This window comes from Flavicella sediminum (assembly GCF_006381105.1).
GTDB classification, from domain to species: domain Bacteria; phylum Bacteroidota; class Bacteroidia; order Flavobacteriales; family Flavobacteriaceae; genus Flavicella; species Flavicella sediminum.
The window spans coordinates 53,344-66,194 of the sequence record NZ_VDET01000013.1; the positions used below are offsets into that span (position 1 = coordinate 53,344).

14 protein-coding genes are annotated in these 12,851 nt (G+C 33.1%); 7 read left to right on the top strand and 7 right to left on the bottom strand.

Annotation, left to right across the window (positions count from 1 at the left end; genetic code table 11):
• Window position 1: 1 nt before the first annotated feature.
• The 4 genes from FGM02_RS11995 (at window position 2) to FGM02_RS12010 (ending at window position 2,576) form a co-directional block, all read left to right on the top strand.
• A complete protein-coding gene (locus tag FGM02_RS11995; RefSeq protein ID WP_139958618.1) occupies window positions 2-433 on the top strand; it encodes a TPM domain-containing protein in 432 nt (143 codons plus the stop codon).
• A gap of 55 nt (window positions 434-488) precedes the next feature.
• On the top strand, window positions 489-1,187 hold the full coding sequence (locus FGM02_RS12000) for a Bax inhibitor-1/YccA family protein (protein WP_139958619.1): 699 nt from the start codon (window positions 489-491) through the stop codon (window positions 1,185-1,187).
• Window positions 1,188-1,227: 40 nt separating this feature from the next.
• Window positions 1,228-2,034, top strand: a complete 807-nt coding sequence (locus FGM02_RS12005) for a TPM domain-containing protein (RefSeq protein ID WP_243739397.1) — start codon at window positions 1,228-1,230, stop codon at window positions 2,032-2,034.
• A 113-nt stretch (window positions 2,035-2,147) separates the two neighbouring features.
• Window positions 2,148-2,576 (top strand): CBS domain-containing protein, encoded by a 429-nt coding sequence (locus FGM02_RS12010; RefSeq protein WP_139958620.1) that lies wholly within the window; start codon window positions 2,148-2,150, stop codon window positions 2,574-2,576.
• Here FGM02_RS12010 and FGM02_RS12015 read toward each other — a convergent pair.
• Window positions 2,573-3,274, bottom strand: a complete 702-nt coding sequence (locus FGM02_RS12015; RefSeq protein ID WP_139958621.1) for an NUDIX hydrolase — start codon at window positions 3,272-3,274, stop codon at window positions 2,573-2,575. The two genes, FGM02_RS12010 and FGM02_RS12015, sit on opposite strands and share 4 nt — an antisense overlap.
• Window positions 3,275-3,380: 106 nt before the next feature.
• Here FGM02_RS12015 and galK point away from each other — a divergent pair, with 106 nt between their 5' ends.
• Together galK and FGM02_RS12025 are read left to right on the top strand one after the other, a co-directional pair.
• Complete coding sequence (gene galK / locus FGM02_RS12020; protein ID WP_139958622.1) at window positions 3,381-4,556, top strand: galactokinase; 1,176 nt, start codon at window positions 3,381-3,383, stop codon at window positions 4,554-4,556.
• A 1-nt stretch (window position 4,557) separates the two neighbouring features.
• Window positions 4,558-5,595 carry a UDP-glucose--hexose-1-phosphate uridylyltransferase gene (locus FGM02_RS12025; RefSeq protein WP_139958623.1) on the top strand — a complete coding sequence of 346 codons (1,038 nt, stop codon included), beginning with the start codon at window positions 4,558-4,560 and terminating at the stop codon, window positions 5,593-5,595.
• Between the two features lie 76 nt (window positions 5,596-5,671).
• Here FGM02_RS12025 and FGM02_RS12030 read toward each other — a convergent pair whose 3' ends face one another.
• The 4 genes from FGM02_RS12030 to FGM02_RS12045 form a co-directional block, all read right to left on the bottom strand.
• A complete protein-coding gene (locus FGM02_RS12030) occupies window positions 5,672-7,429 on the bottom strand; it encodes a sensor histidine kinase (RefSeq protein WP_139958624.1) in 1,758 nt (585 codons plus the stop codon).
• Between the two features lie 15 nt (window positions 7,430-7,444).
• A complete protein-coding gene (locus tag FGM02_RS12035) occupies window positions 7,445-8,050 on the bottom strand; it encodes a hypothetical protein (protein WP_139958625.1) in 606 nt (201 codons plus the stop codon).
• A 93-nt stretch (window positions 8,051-8,143) separates the two neighbouring features.
• Window positions 8,144-8,809: a response regulator gene (locus FGM02_RS12040; RefSeq protein WP_139958626.1), complete on the bottom strand. Its 666-nt coding sequence runs from the start codon at window positions 8,807-8,809 to the stop codon at window positions 8,144-8,146.
• A 176-nt stretch (window positions 8,810-8,985) separates the two neighbouring features.
• Window positions 8,986-9,420 (bottom strand): DUF4293 domain-containing protein, encoded by a 435-nt coding sequence (locus FGM02_RS12045; protein ID WP_139958627.1) that lies wholly within the window; start codon window positions 9,418-9,420, stop codon window positions 8,986-8,988.
• Window positions 9,421-9,638: 218 nt separating this feature from the next.
• On the opposite strand from FGM02_RS12045, the gene rho reads away from it, so the two are divergent.
• The gene (gene rho / locus FGM02_RS12050) at window positions 9,639-11,399 is read left to right on the top strand and encodes a transcription termination factor Rho (RefSeq protein ID WP_139958628.1); all 1,761 of its coding nucleotides are present in this window, start codon (window positions 9,639-9,641) and stop codon (window positions 11,397-11,399) included.
• A 61-nt stretch (window positions 11,400-11,460) separates the two neighbouring features.
• On the opposite strand, the gene murI is transcribed toward rho, so the two are convergent.
• Both murI and FGM02_RS12060 read right to left on the bottom strand, forming a co-directional pair.
• The gene (gene murI, locus FGM02_RS12055) at window positions 11,461-12,243 is read right to left on the bottom strand and encodes a glutamate racemase (protein ID WP_139958629.1); all 783 of its coding nucleotides are present in this window, start codon (window positions 12,241-12,243) and stop codon (window positions 11,461-11,463) included.
• Between the two features lie 70 nt (window positions 12,244-12,313).
• Window positions 12,314-12,820: an OmpH family outer membrane protein gene (locus FGM02_RS12060; RefSeq protein ID WP_139958630.1), complete on the bottom strand. Its 507-nt coding sequence runs from the start codon at window positions 12,818-12,820 to the stop codon at window positions 12,314-12,316.
• Window positions 12,821-12,851 lie beyond the last annotated feature (31 nt).

Here is a 12,851-nt window from a genome sequence, read left to right on the forward strand (position 1 = left end):
CATGCCAGAATATCATTTATCTGAAAAAGAAGAAAAAGCGGTTGTAGATGCTATTAAGGCTGCTGAGAAAAATACTTCAGGAGAAATACGTGTTCATATTGATCCGAAATCGGATAAGACAGCTATGGAACGAGCTCAGGAATTGTTTTTTGAGTTGGGAATGCAAAATACGGCAGCAAAAAATGGAGTGCTCTTTTTTTTAGATATTAAAAATCATGGTTTTGCGATTATTGGAGACTCTGGTATTGACAAAGTTGTACCAGCCGATTTTTGGAATACGACCAAAGAATTAGTTTTGACAGAATTTAAAAAAGGAAAGTTTGGGAAAGGCTTGCAATTAGGAATTGAAGAAGCGGGTAAGAAATTGAAACAATTTTTTCCCTATCAGTCAGATGATGTAAATGAATTGTCTGATGAATTATCAAAAGGTTAAAAAAAGAAATTAAAAGAAATAGTCTACTCAAAAGTAGTTACAAAAAATAAAAAGTATGGAAACACAATTATCATTAGAACAACAAAGAGAACAAGTTCAGGCGGCATTTATATCTAAAGTTTACGGATGGATGAGCTGCGCCTTAGTCATTACAGGAGTGGTTGCTATGTGGGCCTCTTCAACAGAAGCAGTTATTAATATCTTATTTGGAAGTGGAAGCAGTCTTCCTTTTTATATTTTAATAGGTGCAGAAATTGGAGCCGTAATTTATTTGTCAGCACGAATCAATAAAATGTCGGCAGAAACTGCGGGTACTGTGTTCCTATTGTATTCGGTATTAAATGGTTTAACCTTGTCGATGGTGTTTTTAGTCTATACTTCACAATCTATTGCCTCTACATTTTTAATAACAGCATTGACTTTTGGAGTGATGAGTGCTTATGGCTATATGACTAAAAAAGATTTGACTTCTATAGGAAACTTAGCTTTTATGGCATTGATTGGTTTGATCATTGCTTCTGTGGTTAATTTCTTTATGCAAAGTGAAATGTTGCATTATATAATAGGATATGCAGGTGTATTAATTTTTGTGGCTTTGACAGCGTACGATACGCAGAAAATTAAACAAATGGCTGCTTTTGATGACGATGCAGAAACATCTAAGAAAAAATCTATTTTTGGCGCTTTAACTTTGTACCTAGACTTTGTGAACTTATTTTTATACTTACTTCGTTTTTTAGGAGATCGTAAATAAGTTTATTTCTTAAAATATTTCACCCTAAAAAATTATCGTTTTGAAACCTACTAATTTTCACATCTTTACGCTGTTTGTACTACTGTTTGTGGGAATGAGTTTTTATGGTACTGCTCAACAGTCAATTCCAGAGAAACCTAAAGTACAAACAAGTGTTTATGACGATGCGAAGCTTTTAAATGCACAGCAAAAAAAACAATTAGAACAAAAGTTGATTCGCTATAGTGATTCCACTTCTACACAGTTGGTGGTGCTGACGCTAACAACTATTGGTTCTAATGATATTGCTATGTTTGCAACCGAAATCGCACATAAGTGGGGTATTGGTTTAAAGGGAAAGGACAATGGAGTGTTGGTTCTGGTAGCAAAAAATCAACGGAAAGTGACTATTGCAACTGGTTATGGTATAGAACATAAATTAACAGATGCTCTTAGTCGTAGAATTATTGAAAATATAATAAAACCTGAGTTTAAAACCGGTGATTTTTATGCAGGTTTAGACAAAGGAACTTCTGTAATTATTGATATTTTATCAGGAACCTATAAAGCTTCCCCTAAAAACACAGCGACTGAGAATAACTCTTCAGCAAAAAGCAATGCACTCCTAGTTGTAGTCGTTATTGTGATCATCTTATTTTTTGTTTCTAGAAATAGAGGCGGAGGTGGTGGAAGAGGAAATCGAAATGTTTCTTCTGACATTCTTACTGCCATACTTTTTAGCAGTATGGGAAGAAGCAGTGGCGGCTTCGGAAGTAGCTCTGGTGGTTTTGGAGGTTCTTCTGGCGGCTTTGGCGGAGGTTTTGGTGGCGGTGGCTTCGGCGGGGGTGGAGCTAGCGGTAGTTGGTAACAAATCAAACCGATAAATTACGAAAATCAACTTTTAAAATTACTGATGCTTGTCATGAGTTTTTGAGTATTATTGTTTGAAATTTATAAGATCAAACCTAAATTATTTGACTTATGAAACGACAAGAAACAATTGCCAAAATAATGTCTAAAGTTGTGGTTACCTTAAATGTAACGCAAACTTTGGAAGAAGCAGAGCGCCTGATGAAAACACATCATATTAGACATATTCCTGTTGTCGCTAAAAAAGACGTAATTGGAATGTTAAGTTTAACAGATTTATTACGAATTAGTTTTGTTGAAGCATATGAACCGGTTTATGAATCTGTAGATACGGAAGTGTATGCCATGTATAGTGTGGAGCAATTAATGGTGAAAAATCCAACCTTAGTAAATTCTTCAAAAACAATAAAAGAAGTTGCTGAAATTTTGTCACATAATGAATTTCACGCTTTACCAGTAGTCGATGATCATAAATTAAAAGGCATTGTTACCACAACCGATTTGTTGAATTATTTGTGCGATTTAATTGAAGAGGACTAGAGTTTGAAATTAATTCCGGCCTCTAATAATTTGTTATATTTTGTAGGGTTGAATTTGTAGAGAAAGGCTCCTTTTTTAGAACTAGATTTGTCTTTTTCATCTAATTTCGTCAATACATCTAAGGCTATAATTTTTTTTCTAAAATTACGAGCATCAAATTCTATTTGGTAAATTTCTTCATACAATTTTTGCAAACTAGGGATGGTGAATTTTTCAGGAAGCAATTCAAAACCAATAGGTTGGTAGCTGGCACGTAAACGTAATTGGGTAAGTGCGTCCTTCACCATGGTATTGTGATCCAAAACTAAATCAGGCAGTTCATGTAGGTCGTGCCAAACAGCTCCGTGTTTTTCCACCAAGGCTTTGTCTTGATCTTCAATTCTAATCAAAGCATATTGGCCCACAGTAATACATCTCGATCCTGGATCTCGGTCTACTTCGCCATAGACTTTTAATTGTTTCATAAAAACATTTTCCAAACCCGTAATTTCTCTAAGTACTCTTTTTGCAGCATTGTTTACGCTTTCATCATTTTTCACAAAGCTTCCTATTAACGACCATTCGCCTTCAAATGGGGCTACCCTTCGTTTGAAAACCAATAATTTAATGGATTCATTGTCGAAGCCAAAAATAATACAGTCTGTTGCAATGTATATTTTACTCTCGGATGCGTAATAATCTACTTTTTGTGCGCTCATAGTTTCCAAAAATAGCTAAATTTATTGAAAATAAAGGTTGTTTTTTTTAAATGTACAAAATACATTTATTATCTTTGTACAACTTTAACTTAAACATATAGATTTTATGAGTACTAAATTAAGCAAATCAGACTATGAGAAAATAGATTTGTCTCTTACTTCTGATAAAGAAGGCATTGTTTTAATGGAGGCACCAGGAAGAATAAACCTAATTGGTGAACATATTGATTATAACGGAGGAAATGTATTGCCAGCAGCTATAGATAAATGTATTTATTATACATTAAAGAAAAATGACAGTGCTACTATATCGAATGTGTTAAGTAAAAATTTCTCAGAAGGTTTTTCTTTTGATATTACGATTCCTGAAAAACCAGGAGATGGTTGGTTGAGTTATTTATCCGGAGTTTTATCTGAAATAGATAAAATTGCACCTGGAAAAGTGACTGGTTTCGACTGTGTTTTAGATAGTAAATTACCAATAGGTTCTGGGATCAGTTCATCAGCAGCTTTACTTTGTGGCTTTGCAAAAGGATTGAATGAATTGTTTGAATTAAATATAGATGATATTACGATTATTAAGTTATGTCAAAATGCAGAACGTATTTTTTCTGGAGCTAACGTAGGAGTGATGGATCAATTTGCAGTTGTAAAGGGGAAGAAAGACCACTTTATATTGTTAGATTGTGAAACTTTAGAATATTCAACCATTCCTGCAGCAATGGGAACAAATATGTTATTATTGTTGAATACAAACGTATCTCATAATTTGGCGGATAGTGCCTACAATGAAAGAAGAGCACAATGTGAATCTGCATTGGAAATTATTTCAGCTAAATATCCTCAAGTAAAGACTTTGGTAGAAGCTACGGAAGAAATGGTTGAAGAGTTTAAAGAAGAATTAGGTGTAGATCGCGTAAAAAGAGCAATGCATGTAATTCAAGAACAAAAAAGAGTAGAGGCAACGGTTGAGGCTTTAAAAAACAATGATTTTACCTTGGTGGGTGAATTGTTAAATGCATCTCATGATGGTTTGCAAAATTTATATGAAGTAAGTTGTCCTGAATTAGATTTCTTGGCAGCATACGCTAAAAACGACGATCGCGTACTTGGAGCAAGAATGATGGGTGGTGGTTTTGGAGGTTGTACCATCAACCTAATTGACGAGAAGCATGTTGAAAGTTTTGTTACAGATGCCTCAAAAGCGTATAAAGAGGCGTGCAATCTTGATTTAACGGCAATACCAGTAAAAACGAATAACGGAGTAAGTAAAATAAACTAAGATGGCTACAAATATTAACGAAACATCACATAGAAGGTATAATATTTTAACAGGAGAATGGATTTTAGTTTCTCCTCATAGAACGAAAAGACCTTGGCAAGGAAAGAAGGAAGACAAAGCGGTTATGAATACCACTGCGTATGATGAAAATTGTTACTTATGCCCTGGGAATGCAAGAGTAGGAGATGATGTAAATCCTAAATATACGGATACTTTTATTTTTCAAAATGATTTTGCGGCTATATTAAATGATGAGCCTACAAGTTTTGAAAATGGTTTGTTAAAATCGGAAGTAGAAACAGGAATTTGTAAAGTAGTTTGCTTTTCTCCAAATCACTCATTGACAATTCCTTTAATGGAAGAAGAAAGTATTACAAAAGTGATCAAGCTTTGGAAAAGTGAATACGAAGAATTGGGTGCTAAAGAAGGAATTAATTACGTTCAGATTTTTGAAAATAAAGGGTCTATTATGGGATGTAGCAATCCACATCCTCACGGACAAATTTGGTCTCAAAGATCTATTCCAGGAGAAATTGTAAAGAAATCGGAAAAACAAGGAGATTATTTTAAAGCAAATGGTAAAAGTTTGCTAGGAGATTATTTAAAGCAAGAGTTAGAGGGAGATAGAGAGCGTATTCTTGCAGAGAATGATGATTTCGTAGCCTTGATTGCTTATTGGGCAGTTTGGCCTTATGAAGCAATGATTGTTCCTAAAAAACATTATCAAAACATCAGTCAGTTGTCTGAAAGTGAAATGGCTTCTTATGCGGCAATTTTGAAAGAATTGACAATAATGTATGACAATTTGTTTGAAGTTTCTTTTCCATATTCAGCAGGAATACACCAAAGCCCAACCGATGGGGAAAATAACGAAGGATGGCATTTCCATATGTCTTTTTATCCACCATTATTAAGATCGGCAACGGTTAAGAAATTTATGGTTGGTTATGAAATGTTTGCAAGTCCGCAAAGAGATATTACAGCAGAGCAGGCATCGGCAACATTAAAAGCCTTGCCAAAAACACATTATTCAAAATAATGTTTTAGAATAAAGTCACGAACAGCAAAAAGCCGAAGTATTTTACTTCGGCTTTTTGCTGTTGTTTTTTTTAGAATTAGGTTTTGTAAATAATAGGAACTGTTATTTCAATTTTGGTTCCTTCGTTTACTTTTGAATCTAATAGAAACTCTCCTTGCATCATTTTAATTCTGGCTTCAATTTGGTTGATTCCTATACCGTCAGATTTTTGTTTCTTTTTGGGGTTGAATCCAATACCATCATCTTTGATACTTATAAATAAAGATTTTTGAAATGCTAAAATAGAAACTGAAGCCTGACTCGCCTTACTGTGTTTTAGTATGTTATTGATGAATTCTTCTATAATATTATTTATTTTTATTTCAAAATTTTGATCGTAACGTCCAATATTTTTAATGTTAGAAATAATTTCAATTTGCGAATTAGAGTATTTTTCACAGAAGTCTTGAATAGCAAAACTCAAACCAAATTTTAAGAGAACAGAAGAGATTAATTCATGAGAAAGGTTTCTAATTTTGCTAGAAGCCTCGTCGATAATATCTTGAGTTTTATTGATTTCTATGGGTACTTCTCCTTTATACTGACTTTTACTGGCTTGTAAATGTAGGTTTGCAGCTGATAACAAAGCGCTAACACTGTCGTGTAGCGTTTCTGCTATTTGTTTTCTTTCCGACTCCTTACCATCTAAAGTAGCGTTTAATATTTTTATTTGTGTGTCGCTTTTTAGTTTTTCCAGTTCTTTTTCTTTTAATAATTTGGACTGGTTAAATTGTAATTGGATGTTTTCTTCATTCAATTTGGAGTTTTTTCTATAGATCCAAAAACTGATCGCTAAACCAAGGGTTCCTAAGATTAATAGTCCTCCCCAAAGTTGCATTTTTTCTCGAAATTGAACTTCTTTGATACGCCTTTTTTCAGAATTTTGTTTGATTATGTCTACGTTGTGTTTGGCTTCAACTTCAGAAATAATTCCGTCAAATTCCAAATCTCTTAGGCTATCATTAATCGAATTTGCTTTGGCTAAGTAATCATAGGCCTTATAGTCTTTTAAGTTGTATTTGGTCCATGCCAAATTGGTGTAAAGCATTTGTTTGTGCTTCGTTTTTTTTGGATAGTCCTTTGCCTTACTTAACAATGTATAGGCTTGTTGGTAAAATTTATTGGCAGCAGCATAATTATTTTCACCGAGTTTATTCCCTGCTAGTGTGTTTAAAATGAGTATTTGTGCAATTGTATCTTTTCTGAGTTTTTCTATGTCTAAAGATTTTAATACATAGTTTTCTGACCGTGTTTTATTTCTATGATAATAGTGGTAAATAGAAAGACTGTGGTATAAGGAAGACTCAGCTTTTAAGTAAGGGTATTGTTTGATAAGGTATAGTCCTTTATGAGCATAATAGGATAAGCTGTCAAGGTGTTTGGAAAATGAGATAGAGTCTTGGCTATAGATTTTAAAGTGGATTTTTGCAGCAACGATATAGTTGTCTATAATTTTCGTGGTATCTGCCGTTTTGGAAGCTATGTTTATTGTTTTGTCAGTGTACTCCAATGCTTTTTTTAAGCGTTTACTTTTTAATAAAATTTGACTGATATAATAAAAGCACTCCCCTTTTATTTCACTGTTTTCAGAGGTGTTTGATATTTTTAAAAAGCTTTCTAAAGCTTGTTCAAGTTTGTTTTGATTAAATAATAGTTTGGCATTTGCCAAATAATTTATATCGGGGTTTTGTACAAAATCAATAGCCATAGTAGAATTTACTATGGCTATTGATTTTTTATGTGCAGTACAAATACTAGTTAAAAACAGTAGTAGTATCGCTATTTTTTTGATCATTAATAACTTAATTTTTTAGTCAAAATCAAAGATTGGAGGTCCTACAACTTCTGAACCTTGATTGAATTTAGATAAGGTTGTTTCAGAAGATACATGTATAAAAACAATTCTTAATTTTTCTCCTTCAAACTTAAGATAATTTTCTGAATAGTTAACAATTCCATTATTGTCTCCTTCAGTTAAACGAATTTCATATCTTCCATGTTCTTGGCTATAGCTAAATGTAGGTACGACAAAACTAGCTACCTCAAAATTTAAATCAAAAGATCCATTTTCCAATTGAGTTATTGCATATGATTTTAAATCTGTTTTTGTTTTATTGCTAACTCCTTTTTTGGTAGTAACAGGTTCATCAAAAATAGACAAGCTAGGTATTTTAACAGAAGATTCTGTTTCGAAATCTACTTTTACTTCATTGTTAACTAAAGGAACGATACTAGTCGTCACTTCTCCGTTAGCTAAAGTTTGTTCAAGAGAATAGGTTCCGTCTTCAGCTCTGCTTAAGGTATATGATTTTAAAGGAGTCTCATTCAGAGCCTCTTCGTTTATTGTTTCGTTGCTGCATGCTGCAAAGTTAATAGCTAATGCTACTATTGCTAAAGATTTGATAAATTGTTTCATTTTGTTAGGGTTTAGTGTTGGATAATTTGTTTAAAAAAAGCGTTTTAGTTTTTTGAAAAACTAAAACGCTTGAAAATCTATAGGGGTAGGATTTTATAATATATTATTTCTTACGGCGTACATGGCTAGTCCGACCGCATTTTTCACGTTTAATTTACTGAGTAAGCTTTTTCTATAGGTGTCTACTGTACTTGTACTAATATGTAGTTTTTCGCCTATTTCTCTGGAACTCATTTCGTAACTAATAAGTTTCAGTACTTCTAATTCTCTATCTGTCAATGAGCTAATGAATACACCATCTTGGTTCGATTTTTTAACTTCTTTCCTTCCTGAAAGAGAAGAGAAAATATCTTTTTGTACTCCTTTACTAAAATATTGATCTCCTTGCGAGACACTTTTTATTGCTTCTGCTATATGTTCACCTGCACATTTTTTTGCAAGAAATCCGTTAGCTCCTAATTTTAGAACTTCTTTGACTAGTTTGACATCGTCATAGCTAGATAGAATAACTACATTTATTTCTCTACCTTGTTCTTGAAACTTTTTTAGAACTTCTATACCATCTAAAACAGGCATATTAATATCTAAAACCAGCACATCTGCTTCATTTTTTTCAAACCAATCTAACACCAGTTTTCCGTTTACAGAATGTCCTACGACTTCTATTTCTTCTTCATTATTTAGTACAGCTATGATTCCATCTATTAATATTTGGTGATCGTCAGCTATGTGAACTCTAATCTTATTTTCAACTTTCATTTTACTCTACAAATATATAGTTAACTCATTATGCGCACAATACCCATAAAACAGGAAAGTTTAGACTCCCTATTTATAGGGAGGATACAGCGCTATCCGCTAAAATTACAAAATAAAAAAATCCGAAAGAGTTAACTTTCGGATTTAATTCGCATAAATAAACTAAGATGTTAGATTTATCGCAATCGGTCAACAGATTTTACAAGATCTTCGTCCTTTTTAATTGCTTTGTTTGCCATGACGAGCAAAATAATAACAATAATAGGTAAGTAAATCCCAATACCTTTCTCTGAGATGTTCATCTCTCCAGATAAATTTAGAGACTGTGATAGCAATACGCCTAATAAATAGAAGTTGATAAGAATATTTATTCTTCCAAAGACAAATTGTTTTTTACGATCTTTAAAATTAAAGATGGTGTATAAAGACAATAAGGCAGAAACAATAAAAGAGATTCCTATAGATTTTATTAAGATACGTTCACTAGCTAGGCTTTCTAATAATCCCATGACATTGGTCTCTTCAAGAGTCCAGAAGTTCACAAGAAAAACTAGGCCTCCTGAAATTAAGGAAGCTAAAATTAGATAGATAGTTTGAACGCGTTGTATCATTTTTTTAGAGGCTCATATATTTCGAGCATGGCAAAAGTATGTTTTTATTTTTAAAAAATAAATGATTACTTTAAAAAATAAAGTATATATTTGTTACATAATCACCTACACGATTACATTGATTTCTGTTCGGAAATCGGTTCAAAAGCAATTCAAAAAAACATTCTTCAAATTCTTTTATTTAAAGAATCAGTTACAATTTAATTATACACACACTAATGTTTGAAATATCACAACTCAAAGAAAAGACACTTGTTGAGTTACAGGCTATTGCAAAAGAAAATGGCTTAAAAAAAACAAGCCAATTAAAAAAACTAGATTTAATTTACCAAATTTTAGATGCACAAGCGGCATCGTTTTCTGCTCAAGAAGTAAAAAAGGTAGAATCTGAAGCTAAACCAGCGAGACCTAAAGCAAAACCTGTCAGAAAAAAAACAGCTGCAAAAGTTGCCCCTAAAGAAAAAATAGAGAAGGTAGAATCGAATGCTGTACAAGAAAATAAATCTGAAACAACAGTAGTAGCTTCTCCAGAAACAATACAAAGCGAAACGCCATCTAAAGAAACGGTAATTAAAGAGCGTGTTGCTCCGAGAGCAAAAGCACCAAGGCCTAGACAACGTGTGCCGAAGGCTAAAGAATCTGTTACAGAAGCAACTTCTGAGAAAACAGTATCTGAGACTCCTGTAAAAAGACATGAGCCAAAACAAAACGAGCCAAAACAAAATCCTAATCAGGTGCCAAACAATCAGCATCAGAAGGAAAATAAGCCACGACCAAATAAAACACCACAACACAAGAATCAACAAAATAAAGAAAAGAATCACAACCGTAGCAATACAAAATACCGTGATCCTGATTATGAGTTTGATGGGATCATAGAGAGTGAGGGGGTTTTAGAAATGATGCCAGATGGTTATGGTTTTTTAAGATCATCAGACTACAATTATTTGTCATCACCTGATGATATATATGTATCTCAATCTCAAATTAAATTATTTGGTTTAAAAACGGGAGACACGGTTTTAGGAAATGTTCGTCCACCAAAAGAAGGAGAAAAATATTTTCCATTAATTAGAGTTTCTAGAATCAATGGATTAAAGCCTAATGTTGTGCGTGACCGTGTGTCATTTGAACATTTAACACCTTTGTTTCCTGAAGAAAAATTCAATTTAGTTGATAGAAAAAATACCTTGTCTACAAGAATAATGGATTTGTTTGCGCCAATTGGTAAAGGACAAAGAGGTATGATTGTGGCGCAGCCTAAGACGGGTAAAACCATGTTGCTAAAGGATATTGCAAATTCAATTGCTGAAAACCATCCAGAGGTATATCAAATTGTTTTGTTAATTGACGAAAGACCGGAAGAGGTTACGGATATGCAACGTAGCGTAAAAGGAGAAGTGGTTGCTTCTACTTTTGATGAGCCGGCAGACAAACATGTTCGTGTAGCAAATATTGTTTTGGAAAAAGCAAAGCGTTTGGTTGAATGTGGACATGATGTGGTCATTCTTTTGGATTCGATTACACGTTTGGCAAGAGCTTACAATACTGTTGCTCCAGCTTCTGGGAAAATTTTATCAGGGGGTATTGATGCAAATGCATTGCACAAACCTAAACGTTTTTTTGGTGCTGCCCGTAATATTGAAAACGGTGGTTCATTAACTATTATTGCTACGGCATTAACAGAAACTGGATCTAAGATGGATGAGGTGATCTTTGAAGAATTCAAGGGTACAGGTAATATGGAGTTACAGTTGGATAGAAATATCTCTAACCGTAGAATTTATCCTGCTATTGATTTGATCAAATCAAGTACACGTAGAGATGATTTATTATTTGATGCTAAATCTGTACAGCGTATGTGGGTACTAAGGAAATATTTAGCCGATATGAACCCTATTGAAGCCATGGAATTCATCAATGATAAAGTGAAATATTCAAGAAATAATCAAGAGTTTTTAATCTCAATGAATGGTTAAGAATTATTGAATTTATAAAAAAAAACGGAATTACATTTTTTGTAAATCCGTTTTTTTTTGTTTAAAATTCTTTGTATGCTAAATGAACGTTTTCTATTTCTTTAAGAAAAGTTTGTAAGGTGTCTGTTTTAGAATTGATATAGACTTCATGCTTGCCAATTTGTTGCGGTGCTAAAGATGCTATTCGTTCTAATACAGCTTTTGTTTGTTTAGCAACAGCTAACCCTGAATCGATTATTTGTATTGAATTGCCAATTATTTTTTTGATCTGAGGGATCAGAAAAGGGTAGTGGGTACACCCTAATACCAAACAATCTATGTTATTTTGAAGCATAGGTGCAAGGTGTTTTTTTAACAGCTGCTCCATTTCCTCACTTTCAATTAGTCCATTTTCAATAAGGGGAACTAAACCTTCACCTATTTGTTCTACGACTTTGATATCAGAAATATATTTTTTTGAAGTTTCAGCAAATAAAGAGCTATTTAAGGTTCCTTTGGTAGCCAATATGCCAATTGTATGGGTAAGGGTTTTAAGTGCGGCAGGTTTGATAGCTGGTTCAATTCCGATAAATGGAATGTCATATCGAGCTCTTAATATTTCAATAGCATTGGTTGTTGCGGTATTGCAGGCAACCACAATAATTTTACAACCTCTTGCTATAAGATAATCGGTGTTTTTGATGCATAAAGCAATAATTTCTTCTTTTGACTTTTGACCATAAGGTGCATTTTTACTATCCGCTAGGTAAATACTATTTTCATACGGAAGTACGTTTAGTATTTCTTTCCAAATAGAGATTCCTCCAATACCAGAATCAAATAAACCTATGGGCTGTGTATTCATATTTGTAAAAATAAAAAACTCGTTATTCTAATAAAAGAATAACGAGTTTAAGTTGGTATACTTTTAAAAATTACTTTGTTGCTGTAATTCCTAATTTTGTTTGAACAGCTTTTAATAAGTCATCACCTTCTTTTACGATCAATGCTTTAGAGTCTAAAACATAAGCAATTCCTTTTGATTTTGCTACTGCGTTAATAGCTTCTTGGGCTTTTTTAACGATAGGATCTAGGATTGCATTTCTTTTTTCAGCAATTTCTTGTTGGGCTGCTTGTTGCAATTGTTGCAATTTAGCTTGATCTGTTTGAACTTCTTTAATTCTAGCTTCGTTTTGAGCTTGAGTTTGAGAAACTTCCTCAGCAGTATACTTGTCTACTTTTGCTTTCAAGGCTTTTTGAGCAGATTGAATTTCTTCTCCGTACGTTTTTCCCAATTTTTCTAAATCAGCTTGCATTTTTACCGTTTCTGGCATACTTGCTACTAATGATTCAAAGTCTATATGGGCTACTTTTTGTGCATTTGTTGCTGATACTCCTAAAGTTAATAATGCAGCTACTAGTAAAGATTTTAAATGTTTCATTTTTTGTTTTTTAAATTAATGTTTTGGTCTT